At 66.7% G+C, this 17218-nt stretch carries 14 protein-coding genes; 1 reads left to right on the top strand and 13 read right to left on the bottom strand.

What is annotated here, in order from left to right; all coding sequences use genetic code 11:
• Positions 1-6 precede the first annotated feature (6 nt).
• Positions 7-1014, bottom strand: coding sequence for a glutathione S-transferase N-terminal domain-containing protein (locus ACO07I_RS17155; protein WP_422009596.1), 1008 nt, complete (start codon positions 1012-1014; stop codon positions 7-9).
• Between the two features lie 14 nt (positions 1015-1028).
• Entirely contained in the window at positions 1029-2594 is a 1566-nt protein-coding gene (locus ACO07I_RS17150) for a sulfatase-like hydrolase/transferase (RefSeq protein ID WP_422009595.1), read from the bottom strand.
• 47 nt (positions 2595-2641) lie between these two features.
• Here ACO07I_RS17150 and ACO07I_RS17145 point away from each other — a divergent pair, with 47 nt between their 5' ends.
• Positions 2642-3217, top strand: coding sequence for a DUF924 family protein (locus tag ACO07I_RS17145; RefSeq protein ID WP_422009594.1), 576 nt, complete (start codon positions 2642-2644; stop codon positions 3215-3217).
• A 142-nt stretch (positions 3218-3359) separates the two neighbouring features.
• Here the strand turns inward: ACO07I_RS17145 and ACO07I_RS17140 are convergent, their stop codons facing one another.
• From ACO07I_RS17140 to ACO07I_RS17090, 11 genes are all read right to left on the bottom strand, one after another.
• Positions 3360-3854 (bottom strand): O-acetyl-ADP-ribose deacetylase, encoded by a 495-nt coding sequence (locus ACO07I_RS17140; protein WP_422009593.1) that lies wholly within the window; start codon positions 3852-3854, stop codon positions 3360-3362.
• Between the two features lie 19 nt (positions 3855-3873).
• Positions 3874-4626: a DUF882 domain-containing protein gene (locus tag ACO07I_RS17135; protein ID WP_422009592.1), complete on the bottom strand. Its 753-nt coding sequence runs from the start codon at positions 4624-4626 to the stop codon at positions 3874-3876.
• A 42-nt stretch (positions 4627-4668) separates the two neighbouring features.
• Complete coding sequence (gene cysG / locus ACO07I_RS17130) at positions 4669-6075, bottom strand: siroheme synthase CysG (RefSeq protein WP_422018301.1); 1407 nt, start codon at positions 6073-6075, stop codon at positions 4669-4671.
• Positions 6075-8681: a molybdopterin-dependent oxidoreductase gene (locus ACO07I_RS17125; RefSeq protein ID WP_422009591.1), complete on the bottom strand. Its 2607-nt coding sequence runs from the start codon at positions 8679-8681 to the stop codon at positions 6075-6077. The genes cysG and ACO07I_RS17125 overlap by 1 nt, the downstream gene beginning before the upstream one ends.
• Before the next feature lie 33 nt (positions 8682-8714).
• Positions 8715-10289: a sulfite reductase subunit alpha gene (locus ACO07I_RS17120; protein WP_422009590.1), complete on the bottom strand. Its 1575-nt coding sequence runs from the start codon at positions 10287-10289 to the stop codon at positions 8715-8717.
• Positions 10286-12070, bottom strand: coding sequence for a NirA family protein (locus ACO07I_RS17115; protein WP_422009589.1), 1785 nt, complete (start codon positions 12068-12070; stop codon positions 10286-10288). Before ACO07I_RS17115 ends, ACO07I_RS17120 begins: the two co-directional genes overlap by 4 nt.
• Positions 12067-12864, bottom strand: coding sequence for an ABC transporter ATP-binding protein (locus ACO07I_RS17110; protein WP_422018299.1), 798 nt, complete (start codon positions 12862-12864; stop codon positions 12067-12069). The genes ACO07I_RS17115 and ACO07I_RS17110 overlap by 4 nt, the downstream gene beginning before the upstream one ends.
• A 17-nt stretch (positions 12865-12881) precedes the next feature.
• On the bottom strand, positions 12882-13784 hold the full coding sequence (gene ntrB, locus ACO07I_RS17105; protein WP_422009588.1) for a nitrate ABC transporter permease: 903 nt from the start codon (positions 13782-13784) through the stop codon (positions 12882-12884).
• Complete coding sequence (locus ACO07I_RS17100; RefSeq protein WP_422009587.1) at positions 13784-15097, bottom strand: CmpA/NrtA family ABC transporter substrate-binding protein; 1314 nt, start codon at positions 15095-15097, stop codon at positions 13784-13786. Before ACO07I_RS17100 ends, ntrB begins: the two co-directional genes overlap by 1 nt.
• Positions 15087-16310, bottom strand: coding sequence for a CmpA/NrtA family ABC transporter substrate-binding protein (locus ACO07I_RS17095; RefSeq protein WP_422009586.1), 1224 nt, complete (start codon positions 16308-16310; stop codon positions 15087-15089). The genes ACO07I_RS17100 and ACO07I_RS17095 overlap by 11 nt, the downstream gene beginning before the upstream one ends.
• Before the next feature lie 306 nt (positions 16311-16616).
• Positions 16617-17204, bottom strand: a complete 588-nt coding sequence (locus tag ACO07I_RS17090; protein WP_422009585.1) for an ANTAR domain-containing response regulator — start codon at positions 17202-17204, stop codon at positions 16617-16619.
• Between the last annotated feature and the right edge of the window lie 14 nt (positions 17205-17218).

The following is a 17218-nucleotide window of genomic DNA, read 5'->3' as shown; positions in this document are numbered from 1 at the left end:
CACATGCTATTCGAGCCAGCGCAGGCAGCCCGTCGCTTCGAGCACGGGATCGAGGCGCCGGCGCAAGTCGGCCGGCAGTGCCGCCAGCTTCTTGCGCAAGGCGTCGTAGCACTTGGCCTGGTAGCGAAAAGGCGCCTGGCTCCACGGCCGGCCGAGGATGTCGAGATCGACCGAGGGGGCGCCCGCTTCGAGCGCCGCGCGGTTGGCCGCCAGGAACGGCAGGTAGGTCTCGCCGCAATGCTTCAGCAGTGCCGTCACGCCGTCCGGCAAGGGTGCATCGGCCGTCAGCCATTCGCCATCGACACCCGACGCATCGTCGAGACGCAGCAGCCAGCAATAGACGTCGGGGGCCCGCGCCCGCATCTCCATCATCGGCGTCGGATCGACCGACAGGATCTGCAGCTGGCCGAACAGGCCGAAATCGGCGAGCGACGGGCGCGAGCCGAACAGATACTCCATCTTCCGGACATGGGGATCGAGCGTGTCGAGGATGAAGCGGTAGCTGTCCTCGATGACGGGACGGTTGCCCTCGGTGCAGCCGACCATCGCCATGCGGCCGACCTGGCGGTCGTTGAAGGCCTGCATCGCCTCGCGCCGCTCGGCCGCAGGCATCTGCGGATCGCGCGAGGTGATCACCCAATCCTGGGCGAACGCGCGGTCGGGCGCATAGAACCAGCGATAGTGGAACATGATCTTGGTGACCCACTCGTCGCCGAAATCCTCCAGCAGGTCGCTGAGATAGGCGTGCGCCGGATCGTCGGGCACGATCGAGCGCTGGCCGGGATGGGCACGCTCCAGCGCGTAAGCGAGCGGCGTCGAATCGTTCATCACCGTGCCATCGGGGAAGGTCAGCGCCGGGATCACCGGGGGCAGGCCGGCCGCGACCGCGACGTCGCGCGGCCAGCCCACGGCCTTCCAGATAAAGGGCAGCCGGCGATAGCGCAGGATCGCGCGCATCTTCACCGAATAGGGCGAGGGGCCGAAGCCGTGGAGGATGTAGGGGTTCGTGCTCATGTCACTATTCATTTTTACCACTGGCCGAAGAAGATGCCGTGCTGGCGATGCTTTGCCGTGCGCGCCGCGACATAGGCGTCGTCGACGGTGACGCGGCTCTTGCGCGCCTTCGCCCAGGCGTTCAGCCGATCCTCCATCTCGCGGAAGATCGGCGCGTAGGTCAGGTCGTCGCCGAGGTCGCGCCGTTCCTTCGGATCGTTGGCGAGATCGAACAGCATCGGCCGGTACCCCTGCCACCAGACGTATTTCCAGCGGTCGGTGCGCACCATGATGGCGCGGCATTCGTTGGGCTTGCGACCGAGGATCGTGCGCGCCTCGCGGAACGAATAGTCGAGTTCCGAGAACACCGCGTCGCGCCACGTGTCGAGATGGATCTTGCGCAGCAGCGGCAGCAGCGAACGCCCTTCCAGCAGATGGTCCTGCGGCGGCAGGCCCAAGGTTTCGAGGATGGTCGGCACGACGTCGATCGCCTCGACGAAGCGTTCGTCGACCGTGCCGCGCGTCAGGTCGGCCTCGGGATCGGGATCGACCACGATGAAGGGCACACGCTGCGCCTCCTCGTAGAACATCTCCTTTTCGCCCAGCCAGTGGTCGCCCAGGAAGTCGCCATGGTCGGCGGTGAAGATGATCAGCGTGTCGTCGAGCCGGCCGGCGCGTTCCATGTGGGCGAACAGGCGGCCAAGCCAGTCGTCGAGCTGCCGGATCAGCCCCATATAGGCGGGCCGCACGATGCCCGGCGCCTCGGGCCGGCTGAAGGAGACCGATTCCTCCATCTCTCGATAGGCCGCCAGCACGGGATGCTCGTTCGCCCGCTCCTGCTCGTCGCGGTTCAGCGGCAGCATGTCGGCGGCTCCGTACATGTTGTGATAGGGCGCCGGCGCCATGTAGGGCCAGTGCGGCTTCACGTAGCTGAGATGCAGGCACCACGGCTTCTCGCCCATCTCGTCGATGAAGCGCATGGCCTCGCGCGTCATGTAGGCGGTCTCGGAATGCTCCTCCTTCACGCGCGCCGGCAGGTGGACATTGCGCATGTGCCAGCCCGAGGCCTTCTCGCCGCCGGGCCCGTCGGCCGCGATCACGAAGTCGCTCCACGGATCGTCGGAGACGTAGCCGTGACGCCGCAGATAGTCGGCATAGCCGCTCTCCGCACCGGGCGGCGAGTGTCCATCGTAACGGTCCAGTTCCTCGAAGCGGCCGGCGCGCATCAGCGCCTCCAGGGCCGAGCCGCCCTCGATGCCGAATCGTTCCAGCGCCTCGAGATCGGGCAGCACATGGGTCTTGCCGGCCAGCGCCACCCGGATTCCGGCGGCCGACAGGAATTCGCCGAGAGTCTTCTCGCGCAAGGAGAGCGGCACGCGGTTCCAGGTGGCGCCGTGGCTCGACATGTAGCGGCCGGTATAGAAGCTCATGCGGCTGGGACCGCAGACGCCGGACTGCACATAGGCGCGCGGGAAGCGCACGCCGCGCGCCGCCAGCGCATCGATCGCCGGCGTCTTGAGGTGCGGATGGCCGGCGCAGGACAGATGGTCCGCGCGCAGCTGGTCGCACATGATGAACAAAACGTTTTTGACCTTGCCCACGGTTTCCTCTCTCGACGGCTTCTGCGTGCCCTGTCTAACTAAGCCGCATGACACAGCCGCCGTCCATCCGCGACATCATCGATTTCTGGTTCCTGCCGCTCGGCCACCCCGATCATGCCAAGCCGCGCGACATCTGGTGGACCAGCACGCCGGAATTCGACGCCGAGACCGTCGGCCGATTCGGTGCCGCGATCGAACGCGCGATCGCGGGCGAGCTCGATGCCTGGAGGGATTCGCCCGAGGGGGCGCTGGCGTTGATCCTGCTGTGCGACCAGTTCACCCGGAATTGCTTCCGCAAAACCTCACGTGCCTTTGCCGGCGATGCGCGGGCCATCGAGATCGCGCGCTACGCGCTGGCGCGGTTCTATCCCTCGGTCTTTCCCGTCGACATGCGGCTGTTCTTCTACATGCCGTTCGGCCACAGCGAGCAGCTCGCCGACCAGCAGCTGGCCTGCGCCCTGTTCGAGACGATCGGCGGCGAGAACAACATCAAGTCCGCCCACGAACATCGCGACGTCGTCGCCCGCTTCGGCCGCTTCCCCCACCGCAACGAGGTCCTGGGCCGCAACACGACGGTAGAGGAACTCGAGTATCTGAAGAACGCCAACAGATACGGGCAATAAAGGCTCAGAGAAATCCCGTCATCTCGACCGGAGCGCGCAGCGCGGAGTGGAGAGATCTTCTCTCCTCGATTTGCCGGGTTTTGGTTGAGCGAAGGCCTCTCCACTTCGCGCCTTCGGCGCTGCGGTCGAGGCGACGGAGATTTTATCCGCCCAGGATCTCGCGATAGACGTCGGCCGTCGCCGTGTCGAAGCAGCAGAAGATGACGTGCTCGGGCATGCCGATCATGCGGACCTCACGGACGGCGATGTCGGCGGCGGCGTCCTTGGGATAGCCGTAGATGCCGGTCGATATGGCGGGAAAGGCCATGCTTCGCAGACCCTCCACGACGGCCAGCGCCAGCGCGTTGCGGTAGCAACGGGCCAAGAGCTCGGGCTCGCCCTGCGTGCCGCCGCGCCAGACCGGACCGACCGTATGAATGATGCGCCGCGCCTTCAGGCGATAGGCACTGGTGATCCGGGCTTCGCCGGTCGGGCAGCCTCCCAGCGTGCGGCACTCGGCCAACAGCTCAGGTCCGGCGGCGCGATGAATGGCACCGTCGACACCGCCGCCGCCCAGCAGGCTTTCGTTGGCGGCGTTGACGATGGCATCGACGTCGAGGCGCGTGATGTCGCCCTCGACGATCTCGATGCGACTCATGCTGTTGCCAGTAGCGGCGTCACCAGTAACGAACGGGGCCGGTGTCGATATGCACGAAGCCGGAGCGCGGGTAGAAGCCGACGCCGCCCATGTTCAGCGAGCGCGCAGCCTGGCGGATGCGGAACACCGGGACGCCCGGGAAGCGGATGTCCATGGCGTTGCCGTTCATGTGCTGGCTGTCGCGCGCCACGCCGCGGCTGACGCTGGCCAGCCAGGCATTGCTTTCAGGCGAGCGGAAGGCCGACAGGACCTCGACCTGGCCGCTGTACCCGGAGATGCGCGCGGTGTGCCACAGCACGTCGAACAGCAGCGGGTCCATCTCGGTCGTGCCGCTGTCGCGGCTGTCGCGCAGGAACTGGTTCAGCTGATCGAGCGCACTGCGATGATAGGAGCCGTTCGACCAGTAGGTGACGGTCAGCTCTTCCTTGGTGTTGAAATTCACCAGGCTGAGGCTGCGCGGGCTCGACAGGTCGAGATCGGGCGTCGGAACCGGCGCGGCCAAGGCGGCGGCGGCCGGCGCGAACCCGCCGTAGCGGGACGCACGCATCTTCTGTTGCGCGACGGGCGGAGCCTTCTTCTGCTGGGCTGCGGCCTTCTGCACATTCGCCGACCTCGCGGGTGCAGCGGTGGTCTTCTTCGTGGTAGCAGTCTTGGTAGTCGCGGTCGCGGCGGTCTTGACCTTGGGAGCGGTCGAAGCCCCTGTATTGGTCTGGGCGAAGCCCGTGCCGGCAAATGCCAACAGTGTCGCCAGGCTCAGTACAAAACTACGCATCCGTGCCCCGGTGTTGTTGCATTTTTGTCACAGACACCCTTATCAGAGACCCATTCTCGACTCAAAGTTAAATTCCTGTTCCCGGCTCACGGCCAACCCGACCACCGCACCAACCATGCAAAGAGTTGGACCCGTCAGGAAGGCCCGCTGCGCCAGCCGGTCGATGGTGGCCAGGGTGCCCACGATGCGTCGTTCGCGGTCGGTGGTGCCGTTTTCGATCAGCGCCACGGGGGTCGAAGCCGGAAGGCCATGCGAGATGAGTTGCGAGGCGATCTGCGGCAGCGCCCCCGTCCCCATGTAGATGACGACGGTCTGCCGCGGCCGGGAGAGCATCTTCCAGTCGAGATCGACCGACCCGTTCTTCAGGTGCCCGGTGACCAGCACGCAGGCCTGGGCGTGGTCTCGATGGGTGAGCGGAATGCCCGCGCTCGAGGCACATCCCAAAGCCGCCGTCACGCCGGGCACGACCTCGACGGCGACGCCCGCCTTGACCAGCGCTTCGACCTCCTCGCCGCCGCGGCCGAACACGAAGGGGTCGCCCCCCTTCAACCGCACGACGCTCTTGCCCGCCCGGGCCAGCGCCACCAGCCGGTCGTTGATCTCTTCCTGCGGAACGCAATGGTTCGCCCGCCGCTTGCCGACATAGACCCGCTCTGCGTCACGGCGCGCCAGCGACAGGATCTCATCCGAAACCAGCCGATCGTAGACCAGGACGTCGGCACGCTGCAGCAGGCGGTGCGCCTTCAGGGTGAGAAGATCCGGATCGCCCGGTCCGGCGCCGACGAGATGGACCATGCCGACCGACGGCGCCTCGCTGCGGAAGCCGTCCAGCAGCCGGATCAGTTCGCGGCGCGCCCCGATCTCGTCGCCGGCCAGGGCAAGCTCGCCGACCCGGCCCTCGAAGACGCGATCCCAGAAGCGGCGCCGCGCGCGCGGCACGACCAGGGTGCGGCGTACCTGCTCGCGGAACATCTCGGCGAACCGCGCCAGCCGTCCCAGCGCCGCCGGCAGGGTGCGTTCGATCTCGGCGCGGATGCGACGGGCCAGCGCCGGCGCCGTGCCACCGGTCGAGATGGCGATGGTGATGGGCGCGCGATCGATGATCGCGGGCATGATGAAGCTCGACAAAGCGGGACGGTCGACGACATTGACCGGCACGGCGCGGCGCTGCGCGGCCGCCGAAACGCGCGCCTGTATCGACTCGTCCTCCGATGCGACGATGACCAGCGACATGCCTTCGAGATCGCCTTCGTCGAACGAGCGGCCGGCCCAGGAGACGTGTCCTTCGGCGATGAACTGGGCGACTTCGCCGCCGACCGTCTCGGCGATGAGCGAGACCTGGGCCCCGGCCTTGAGCAGCAGTTCGGCCTTGCGGGCTGCTGCGTCGGCGCCACCGACGACCAGCGCCCGGCGTCCCTGCAACGAGAGGAAGATCGGAAAGGCCTGCATCACGCGACCTTTGCGACGCGCGCGGCGCGCAGCAGCGCGCGGATTTCGGGACGGCAGGACCCACAGTTGGTGCCGGCATGGGTGGTGGCGCCGACCGCCGCCAGCGACGCCGCACCGTCGGCAATGGCCGCCTCGACGGCACCGCGCGAAACACCGAAGCAGGCGCAGAGTTCGCCGCCACGATGCGCTTCCGTGCCGCCATTCAGCAACTCGTCGCGCTGCGCCATCGTCAGCCGGTCGAGCGCCATGTAGGGCGCCAGTCGGTCGCGCGCCTCGACGTCATGGGACGGCCCCAGCATCATTACGGCCTCGACCCGGCCGTCGCTGATGACGGCGCCCACACCATTCTCGCCGATGAGCCACGGGCCGGGATTGGTGGTGCGCACGGCAGCAGACAGGGTGCGTCTTGCAACCTCATAGGGCTGGTCGCCAGCAACGGCGTAGGCATTGAAACCAGCGCCCCTGATCCGTGCCCAGTATTGAATTTCCGGCAGCATGATCGGGCGACGAGCGAGAATCGTGCCATGCCAGCGCATATCTAGACGACGAATCTCGACGGGCGTGTGTTTAAGTTCGGGTTGCCCCGAGATGGGATCGACCGCCGGATTCACTGCAGCGTTGACGCGACCCGCACGACTCACCTGCGCGGTCCAGTGCATCGGCGCGAAGACCTCGCCGGCGCGTAACGAATCGGTCACATGAACGCGCAAGACGCCACGGCCCCACGCGCTCTTCACCTCCGCAATGTCACCATCGGCGAGACCTCGCGCCGAAGCATCGCGCGGATGCAACTCGATCGCGGGCTCCGGGCGATGGCCCGCAAGGCGCACTGACTTACCCGTACGCGTCATGGTGTGCCACTGGTCGCGCACACGCCCGGTATTGAGGATCAGCGGGTGCGCTTCGACGGGCGTATTCACCGGCGGACGCGGTGTCGTGGCGATGAAGCGTGCGCGATGATCGGCGTGGAAGAAGCGGCCGTCGCCGAAGAAGCGGCGGTCGGCGGCACTGCCCCAGACGAAGGGTCGAAGCGCATCATAGGCGGCATCGTCGATCGCTGCGCATGTGCCGATGTCGAAGTCGCGCATGCCGCCGTTCTCGAAGCCCGAGAGTGCGGCGTGTTCGCGGAAGATGTCGGCGACTCCGCGCCACGCGAAGGCCTCGCCATGGCCGAGACGCCGCGCAACCTCCGAGATGATCCACCAGTCCTGCTTCGCCTCGCCGGGCGGCGGCAGGAAGGGACGTTGGCGCGAGATACCGCGCTCGGAGTTCGTCACGGTGCCGTCCTTCTCCGCCCAGGCGAGCGCGGGCAGCCGGATGCGACAGGCATCCACCGTGTCGCTGGCGCGGATCGCCTCGGAGACGATCGAGTAGTCGCAACCGCGCAACGCCTCGCGCACCGCATCGGCATCGGGCAGGCTGGCGACCGGATTGGTCGCCATGATCCACACCGCCTTGATGCGGCCAGCGCGAACGGCCTCGAACAGATCGACCGCCTTCAGGCCGGGCCGGGTCGCCATGCGCGGCGCCCGCCAGAAGCGCGCGACCCGGTCGATTTCCGCCGGGCCGAAATCCATGTGCGCGGCGAGCGTGTTGGACAGCGCCCCGACCTCTCGGCCCCCCATCGCGTTGGGCTGGCCGGTGATCGAAAAGGGTCCCATGCCGGGCCGACCGATGCGACCGGTCAACAGGTGGCAGTTGATCAGCGCATTGACCTTGTCGACGCCGGCACTCGACTGGTTCACGCCCTGGGAATAGAGCGTCACGACCTTCTCGGTGCGGGCGAACCAGTCGAGGAAGGTCTCGACCTCGGCCTGCGACAGTCCGCAGACGGAACCATCCGTCGCCCGCGCGGCGGCGAGCGCCGCGTCGAGCCCCGATGTGTGCCGCTCGACGAAGTCACGGTCGACGACATCGCGATCCGCGAGGCCGGCCAGCAGCAGGTTGAACAGCGCGACGTCGCTGCCGGGCCTCAGTGCGAGATGAAGGTCGGCGATGTCGCAAGTCTCGGTGCGGCGCGGATCCACCACGACCACCTTCATCGACGGTCGGGCGAGCCGCGCGGCCTCGAGCCTCTGGAACAATACCGGATGACACCAGGCGAGGTTGCTGCCGACCAGCACCACCAGGTCCGCCTGCTCGAAATCCTCGTAGACACCGGGCACCGTGTCGCTGCCGAAGGCGCGCTTGTGACCGGCCACCGACGACGCCATGCAGAGACGCGAGTTGGTGTCGATGTTGGCAGTGCCGAGGAAGCCTTTGATCAGCTTGTTGGCGGCGTAATAGTCCTCGGTCAGTAGCTGGCCGGAGACGTAGAAGGCGACGGCATCGGGCCCGTGTTGCTCGATCGTCCGCCGGAAGCCGTCCGCCACCGTGTCGAGGGCGACCTCCCACGAGACGCGCCGGCCGTCGATCTCCGGATGCAGGAGGCGATCCTCGAGCGACAGAGTCTCGCCCAAGGCCGCCCCCTTGGAACAAAGCCTTCCCTGATTGGCAGGATGGTCATGATCGCCCGCGATGGAAGCGCCGCCCTTCCTGTCAGGCGTCGCGACGATCCCGCACCCGACACCGCAATAGGGACAGGTCGTGCGGACAGCGGCCGTCATGACGAATGGCCGGTGCCGGAATCGTGGCAGCCGCTAGTACACATCGCGCTGATAGCGGCCGGCCCTGGCGAGGCCGTCCAGCCAGGCCTTCGCCTCAGTACCGCTCTTGCCGCCGGGTCCCATGGCAATGTCCATCAAAGCGGTCTCGACGTCCTTGGCCATACGTTTGGCATCGCCACAGACATAGAAGTGTGCGCCCTGGTCGAACCAGGCCCAGAGCTCTTCCGCATTCTCGCGCATGCGGGTCTGGACGTAAATCTTCTCGGCCTGGTCGCGCGAGAAGGCAAGGTCGAGGCGGGACAGCACGCCGCGACGTTGCCAGTCCATGATCTGGTCCTCGTAGAGGAAATCGGTGCTGCGCTTCTGGTCGCCGAAGAACAGCCAGTTCCTGCCCTTTGCACCGCGCGCGTCGCGCTCTTCGAGAAAAGCGCGGAACGGTGCGATCCCGGTGCCTGGCCCGACCATGATGGCGGGCGCATCATCGTCGGCCGGCGGGGCAAAGCCGTGCGCCTTCTGCACGAACACCGGGATGACGTCGCCCGGCTTCGCAAAGTCCGCGAGATAGCAGGAACCGATGCCCGTGCGGGTCCTGTCCTTCGCATTCCAGCGCACGGCCGACACGGTGAGATGGACTTCGCCCGGATGCGCCTTGGGCGACGAGGCAATCGAGTAGAGACGTGGCTGCAGCCGGTCGAGCGACTTCAGGAGCCCCGGCAGCGAAGGCGAGACCGACGGGAACGCCAGCAGCAGATCGAGCAGGTCGGCTTCGGCCAGCTCGCGGGGCCCATCGCCTGCCGCGAGCGCCTGCAGCGTGAGCGCTTCCTCGCCGTTGAAGGCGCGCGTCGCCAGGAACAGCATGCATTCGTCGCTCGGGCGGGCGATGTCGACCTTGCTGAGCAGCGCCTGCCGCAACGGCAGCGCTTCGTGATCGACGCCGACCATCTCTTCGCCCGTCGCGCCCAGCCGGTCTAGCACCGCCTGCACGAGCTGCGGGTTCTTGCGGGCGAAGACGCCGAGACTGTCGCCGGCTTCGTAGGTGACGTCGCTCGCCGAGAGGTCGAGCACGACGTGGCGCACATCCTTGTCCGAACCCGGGCGGTTCAGGGGATGGGCATCGACCAGGGTGGCAAGGGCCGGCCGGTCGCGCGAGAAGCCCACCGGGCCGGCGGACTTCACCGAAGGCGCCGCCGCGGCCGAGCCGTCGCGCATCGGCTTGAGCGCGGCCACGAGTTCCTTCACCTTGCGCTGGGTTTCCTTGCCGCCCGGCACACAGCGGCCGAGGTCGGTCTCGGCGCCCGACCACACCGCCTCGGCATAGGTCTGGCAGAGATAGCCGCACTGACCGCAATCGAGCTGGGCCATCGCGGCCATGAGCTGGCGCTCGGGCTTGCTGTCCTTTGCGAGTTCCAGGCGCTCAGGCAACGACAGCGCCGCATCGTGCCAGGGAAAGTCCTCGGGCTCGGCGGGTTCCGCCGACACCTCATCCGCGGCAGTGCCGCCGCTCACGCCGAGATAGGCGGCGAAGAAGCCGTTCAGCCAGGCACGCTGTTCCGTCGAGAACGGCGCGTTCTCCGGGATGATCTGCGGGATCGGCGACATCGCGTTCATGCCGCGAGCGCCGACAAGGGTGCACGCTCAGCGAGATCCCGCAGGGCCGCGATATCGTGACGGCGGCAGAACTCGAAGAAGGATTCTGTCGGCGAGTGGCGGTGCGCGAGATAGGCCGCCAGCAGCCGCTCGACCAACGGCGCCAGCTCGTCATAGGCGATCGAGGTCGCATACTCGCGCGCCATCGCCTGCTCGGCCGTCGCGGCCGCGCCGCCGCCGATGAAGATGTGATAGCCCTCCACGCTCTCCTCGCCACGCTCGACCTTGGCCGCGATCAGGCCGATGTCGCCGACATAGTGCTGGGCGCAGGAATGATGACAGCCGGTCAGATGGATGTTGATCGGCGTGTCGAGCGCCAGCCGCGCTTCGAGATGGTCGGCGAGCTTCAGCGCATGGCCCTTGGTGTTCGCCGCCGCAAACTTGCAGCCGGCATTGCCGGTGCAGGCCACCAGGCCGCGCCGGATGGCACTCGCCTCGACACCGAGCCCGAGCGCGGCGATCGCCGCGATGCAGACGCCGACGTCGCGATCGGCCACGTCGGAGATCAGCAGGTTCTGCCACACGGTGAAACGGATCGTGCCGCTGCCGAAGCGTTGCCCGATCTCGGCGATGCCGCGCATCTGCTCGGCCGTCATGCGCCCCACCGGCAGGACGAGGCCGAGATAGTTGAGGCCCGCCTGCTTCTGGGCATGCACGCCGATATGGCCGTGCTTGTCGGCCAGCGCGCGAGGCATCACCTGCGCGCCCGCGGCCCGGCGCAGCTTTGCTCCGTATTCCTTTTCGACTTCGGCAACGAAAGCGTCGCGGCCCATCCGGTCGATCACGTATTTCAGACGCGCCTTCTGGCGGTTGGTGCGGTCGCCGTGGATCGCGAAGGCCCGCACGACCGCGCCCGCTACCGGCACGCATTCCTCCGGCTTCAGAAGGATCCCCGTCTCGAATGCGAAATCGAGATGGCCGGTGATGCCACCCAGTTGGAGACGGAAATAGATTCCGGGATCGAAGCCTTCGCCGCCCGTCACCTCAGTCGCGACGAAGCCGATGTCGTTCGTGTCCTCAAGCACCGGCACGCGACCGCCACCGTCGAACGCGATGTTGAACTTGCGCGGCAGGCCGTACATCTCGCGGTGATTGAGGATGTAGTGATGCATGGCGCGACACAGTGGCCGCGTGTCGTACAGTCCCTGCGGGTCGATGCCGGCGGTCGGGCTGCCGGTGATGTTGCGGATATTGTCGGCGCCCGACCCGCGCGCCGTCAGCCCGAGATCCTGCACCGCCAGAAGAAGGTCGACCGCGGCGTGGGCAGGAATTTCACGGATCTGCAGGTTGGCGCGGGTCGTCACGTCGGCATAGCCGCCGCCGAACGCGTCCGCCGCATCGGCCAGGCCGCGCATCTGCCAGGCGTTCAGGATGCCGTTGGGAATGCGCAGCCGGCACATGAAGGAATTCTCGGCCGGCGCGACGTAGAAGAGCCCATGATACTTGGTGAGGAAGACGTCCATGCCCTTGGGGAACTGCCCCGCCTCGGCGCGGCCCGCCAGCTCGTCCCATCGATCGAGCGGATGCCGCGCCCGCTTGGCCGTTTCCTCGGCGACCAGCTTGCCGCCGGCGGCGACGGCGCGATCCTGGGCAGCCTGCTGCAAGGCATCGGGGCCAATGGCCTGACCGGGCGGCGCCGCCATCGTACGCGAGGCAAGCTTGTCGGCCGCCTTGCGCGCTTCGATGCCGCTGACGAAACCCTGCAGCCACTGCTTCTGAGCGTCGTCGAATTCCTCGGTCATGCCGCCCGTGCCGGCACCCTGTGGCGTGCGTAGAGGAACTCGAGCACAGCCGCGCGGCAGCGCGCATATTCGGCGTCGGTCGCGAGTTCGAGCCGGCGGCGCGGCCGCGGCAAGTTGATCGGCAGGACCTCGCCGATCGTGGCTGCCGGGCCATTGGTCATCATCACCACACGGTCCGACAGCAGGACTGCCTCGTCGACGTCGTGGGTGATCATCATCACCGTGTTGCCGAGCCGCGCGTGGATCTCCATGACGCTGTCCTGCAGATGGGCGCGGGTCAGCGCGTCGAGCGCGCCGAACGGCTCGTCCATCAGCAACACCTTGGGCTGCATGGCGAGCGCGCGGGCGATGCCCACCCGCTGCTTCATGCCGCCCGACACTTCGTGCGGCCGCTTGTCCTTGGCCTGCGCCATCTGCACCAGCTCGAGATTGTGCATGACCCAGTCGTGGCGCTCGGCCTTGGTCTTGGTGCCGCCGAACACCTTGTCGACCGCGATGGCGATGTTGCCATAGACGGTGAGCCACGGCAGCAGCGAGTGGTTCTGGAACACGATCGCCCGGTCGGGACCGGGTTCGTCGACCACCTGGCCTTCGAGAAAGACCTCGCCGCTGGTCGACTTGAGCAGGCCGCCCAGGATGTTGAGCAGGGTCGACTTGCCGCAGCCGGAATGGCCGATCAACGAGACGAACTCTCCCCGTTCGATGCGCAGGTTGACGTCGCGCAGCACTTCCGTCGCCATCTGACCGCGGCGGAAGCTCATGCCGATCTGGTCGAACTTGAGATAGGGCTGGATGGTCATGGCCTTTGCTCCTACTGCGCCGAGACGCCGTGCGAGACGAAGTGACCGACCGTGGCGATCAGCTTGTCGAGCAGGAAGCCGACGATGCCGATATAGACCAGGGCCACGATGATGTCGGAGATGCGCGAGCTGTTCCACGCGTCCCAGATGAAGAAGCCGATGCCGACGCCGCCGATCAGCATCTCGGCCGCCACGATGGCGAGCCAGCTCAGGCCGACGCCGATGCGCAGGCCGGTGAAGATGTAGGGCACGGTCGCGGGCAGCGTGATCTTGTAGAACACCTCCCACCAGGAGAGCCGGATCACCGCCGCGACGTTGCGATAGTCCTGCGGGATGTTCCGCACGCCCACCGACGTGTTGATGATGATCGGCCATATCGAGGTGATGAAGATCACGAACAACGCCGAGGGATCGGCATGGCGGAAGCCCGCCAGCGACAGCGGCAGCCAGGCGAGTGGCGGCACGGTGCGCAGGACCTGGAAGATCGGATCGAGGCCACGCATCGCCCAGGTGCTCTGTCCGACCAGAACGCCCAGCGCGATGCCGACGACGGCGGCGAGGCTGAAGCCGATGGCAACGCGCCCCAGGCTCTTGGAGATCTGCCAGAAGGCACCCTTGTCGATGCCGCCATTGTCGTAGAACGGGTCGGCGATGAAGTCCCACGCGTCCGACACAACCTTGGTCGGCGGCGGTAAGTGGGCTCCCGGCTCCGAGCACAGGAGCTGCCAGACGAACAGGGTGATCGAAAGCACGATGAGTGGCGGGAGCACGACGCTCGCCACGTGCTTCAGCGCTCCGATGGCGCGTTCGAGAGCCGGCCGCACCGGCGGCCGGAAGGCAACGATCTCCGCAGAAGTCTCCGGGACAGGGACGGCGGCGGCCACCGACGGACCGGCCTTAGCAGCAACCTGCATCACGCCACCTTCTTGATCTGGAGGCTCGAGAGGTAGGCCTTCGGATCCTCCGGATCGAACACCTTGCCGTCGAAGAAGGTTTCCTTGCCGCGCGACGTTGTCTTCGGCACGTCGGAGTCGGCCGCGCCGATGTTCTTGGCGGCGGTGCGCCACAGATCCTCGCGATTGACCTTGCCAATGATCGCTTTGGTGTCGAGGTCCATGGGCAGTTTGCCCCAGCGCTGGTTCTCGGTGAGGAACCAGAGCTCATGACTCTGATAGGGATATGAGACGCCACCCTTCCAGAATTTCATCAGCTGGTTGGAGTTGGACACCTTGCGTCCGTCGCCATAGTTGAATTCGCCCTTGATGCGGTTGATGATGTCGGCTGGCGGGACGTTGAACCATTGGCGCTTGCCGATGATGTTGGCCAGCTCCTGCTTGTTCTCCATTTTTTCGCACCACTGCTGGGCTTCCATCACCGCCATCAGCACTGCCATCGCTGCTTTCGGATTCTTGTCGACCCAGTCCGCCCGCATGCCCAGCGATTTCTCCGGATGGTTCATCCAGAGCTCGCCGGTCATCGCGGCGGTGAAGCCGATATCCTGATTCACGAGCTGTTCGTTCCATGGTTCGCCTACGCAGAAGGCATCCATGTTGCCGACCTTCATGTTGGCTACCATCTGCGCCGGCGGCACGACGATGGTCGACACGTCCCTGTCGGGATCGATGCCCGCGGCGGCGAGCCAGTAGCGGATCCAGAGATCGTGCGTGCCGCCCGGGAAGGTCATGGCGCACTTCACTTCCTTGCCGGCCGCCTTCTTCTTGGCAAACGCCTCCTTGAGCGGCTTGGCGTCGATGGTGGCGCCCAGCCCCTTGAATTCGTTGGAGACCGACAGCCCCTGGCAGTCGTAGTTGAGGCGCGCGAGGATATACATCGGCACCGGCCGGTTCTCGGGCGTCGTGGTGCCCAAGCTGATCTGATACGGCTTGGGCGTCAGGATGTGCGCGCCATCGATGCCGCCGGAGCCGCCACCCAGAACGAGGTTGTCGCGCGTGGTGCCCCACGAGGCCTGCTTGGCCACGTTGGCGTCGGTGATGCCGTACTTGTCGAAGAGCTTCTTTTCCTTGGCGATGATCAGGGGCGAGGAGTCGGTGAGTGCGATGAAGCCCAGGGTGACCTTGTTGGTCTCCGGCCCGGCGGCCTGCGCGAAGGCACCGCCCAGGAACGAGGCGCGCACCGCGCTCATCAGGGCGGCCGTCGCCGTGACGGCACCGGCATTCTTGAGGATCTGGCGCCTGCCCAGGCCTTTGCGGGCGTTCCTATTTTCCATGAAGGCTCTCCTGCTGTTTGAATGTCGTTGGGGTTTCTTTGCGGGGGTCGAACACCGACCCGTCGAGGAAGCTGTCCGGTCCCATCGCGACCGGCGCGCCGTTGGTCGGGAGGATCCAGGGATCCGGATGGGCGCCTTCGATCTTGCGGTCGCTGAGCGGGCACGGCAGGCCAAGCTCGCTGGCGGCGGCGCGGTAGATGTCGCTGCGAAACACCCGGTCGGCGACGGCGCGCATGTCGGGACGCGGCGCCACCTGACCCCACCGCACCATCTGCGAGAGATACCAGTCGGCATGGCTGCGCCACGGGAAGTTGGCGAGCTGGCGATGGAAGATGTGGAAGTCGGGCAGGCCAAGCGACCGCGCGATCACGTCGGAGGGCACGTTGAGGAAGCGCGGCGTCGCCAGGATGCGGGCCGCCTCGGGACGGTTGGCGGGCTCGTCGAGCCAGGCGCCGGCCTCGGTGATGGCCTTCACCAGCGCGATCAGGGTCTTGGGGTTACGCTGCGCCCAGGCTTCGGTCGTGCCGAGCATCTTTTCCGGCATCGAGTCCCAGATCTGCCGGCTGGACGCCGCGATGCGGCCGATGCCGAGCGTAGCGGATTGCTGGTTCCAAGGCTCGCCCACGCAGTAGCCGTCGATCGTGCCGCCCGAGAGATGGGCGACCATGTGCGGCGGCGGCACCACCGTCAGCCGTACGTCGCGGTCGGGATCGATCCCTCCCGACGCCAGCCAGAGGCGCAGCAGATGGTTGTGCGAGGAATAGGTGAAGACCGACGCGAGAGTAACGAGCGGCCGGCCCTCGCGGGCGCGGCGCGCGACGACGGCGGCAAGCGCCCGCACGTCGAGCGGCGCACCGGCCGGCAGGTTGTCGCCAACGAAATCCGGGGCGGCTTCCTCGATCTCCCGCCACAGCGCATTCGACAGGGTGATCGAGTTGCCGTTGAGATGAAGCGTCATGGCCGCGATCATCGGGACGTTGACGCTGTCGATGCCGAGCGTCGTGGCGAGCGGCATGGGCGAGAGCATGTGGGCCGCATCGAGCAGGCCGACCGCGAGCTTGTCGCGGATGTTCGACCACGAGACTTCGCGGCGCAGTTCCACGTCCAGTCCGTGGCGCTCGTAGAGGCCGAGCACCTCTGCGAACAGCAGGGGCGCGCAGTCGATGAGGGGAATGAACCCCACCGTCACCTTCGGTCGCTCGACTTGTCCCACGACGCTTTACTCCAAAAAAAAAACGCCCCAGACGGCCGCATGATTGCGACCGTGTGGGACGTCGTTGTCCGGAAGGGCAGACCGCCATTGGCCTGCCCGGAAATTCAGGAGCCGCCCGTCATTGGGCGCCTCGCCCTTAGTGCAGCAGGAAGCGTGCCAAGCATCGCTCGGCGACCCGGGCGCCGCTCAAGAGGCTGATTTGTCTGGGAAAAGTGCGAGCCGCGATCGGGCACGCTTCGCGGCCGGAGTGTCCTCGCCTGCTCACGAATACGGCATGGTCGCCAAAGAGGCAGGCACATTGCCCGCTCAAAACTTGAGCGCCTTGGCATAGGTCAGGAGATCCTGCGCGACTTCGCCGATGCGCTTGTTCTGGTCCATGGCGAGCTTGCGCAGCAGCTTGTAGGCCGCTTCCTCGCCGATCCCCTTCTGCTCCATCAACAGGCCCTTGGCACGATCGACGGTCTTGCGCTCGACCAACGACAGGCGCGCGCGCTCCAACTCCTCGCGCATCGAGTGATAGCGATTGAAGTGTGCAACCGCGACATCGACGACCGGCTGCACGCGATCCTGGGTGAGGCCCTTCACGACATAGGCCGAGACGCCGGCCTCCATTCCGGCGGCGATCGTCGCGGGATCGGAGCGATCGGCGAAGAGCGCGATCGGCCGCGGCTGTTGCTCGGTCGTGCGCCGCAGATCCTCGATCGCGTCGCGGCCGGGATTGTCGATGCTGATCACGATGACGTCGGGTTGCAGGACGCTGACGCGCGTCGCCAGATCGTAGGTGCCGTCCAGTCGCGCCAGCAAAACGTAGCCGGCATCGCGCAGCCCCGACTCCACGATCTCGGCGCGGGCGGGATTGTCATCGATCAGCACGACGGATAGCGGTTTAGACACGGGCGGCGGCTACA

Origin of the sequence: Reyranella sp. (assembly GCF_965227665.1) — a bacterium.
Lineage (GTDB): Bacteria > Pseudomonadota > Alphaproteobacteria > Reyranellales > Reyranellaceae > Reyranella.
Note: the sequence above shows the minus strand (reverse complement) of the source record. Positions and strands in the feature narration are given on the sequence as shown.

What these genes read in the sequence shown, in the direction of transcription:
- ACO07I_RS17155 (WP_422009596.1), bottom strand. Translation starts at nt 1,014, where the DNA reads ATGAGCACGAACCCCTACATCCTCCACGGCTTCGGCCCCTCGCCCTAT.
- ACO07I_RS17145 (WP_422009594.1), top strand. Translation starts at nt 2,642, where the DNA reads ATGACACAGCCGCCGTCCATCCGCGACATCATCGATTTCTGGTTCCTG.
- ACO07I_RS17140 (WP_422009593.1), bottom strand. Translation starts at nt 3,854, where the DNA reads ATGAGTCGCATCGAGATCGTCGAGGGCGACATCACGCGCCTCGACGTC.
- ACO07I_RS17135 (WP_422009592.1), bottom strand. Translation starts at nt 4,626, where the DNA reads ATGCGTAGTTTTGTACTGAGCCTGGCGACACTGTTGGCATTTGCCGGC.
- cysG (WP_422018301.1), bottom strand. Translation starts at nt 6,075, where the DNA reads ATGCAGGCCTTTCCGATCTTCCTCTCGTTGCAGGGACGCCGGGCGCTG.
- ACO07I_RS17125 (WP_422009591.1), bottom strand. Translation starts at nt 8,681, where the DNA reads ATGACGGCCGCTGTCCGCACGACCTGTCCCTATTGCGGTGTCGGGTGC.
- ACO07I_RS17120 (WP_422009590.1), bottom strand. Translation starts at nt 10,289, where the DNA reads ATGAACGCGATGTCGCCGATCCCGCAGATCATCCCGGAGAACGCGCCG.
- ACO07I_RS17115 (WP_422009589.1), bottom strand. Translation starts at nt 12,070, where the DNA reads ATGACCGAGGAATTCGACGACGCTCAGAAGCAGTGGCTGCAGGGTTTC.
- ntrB (WP_422009588.1), bottom strand. Translation starts at nt 13,784, where the DNA reads ATGCAGGTTGCTGCTAAGGCCGGTCCGTCGGTGGCCGCCGCCGTCCCT.
- ACO07I_RS17100 (WP_422009587.1), bottom strand. Translation starts at nt 15,097, where the DNA reads ATGGAAAATAGGAACGCCCGCAAAGGCCTGGGCAGGCGCCAGATCCTC.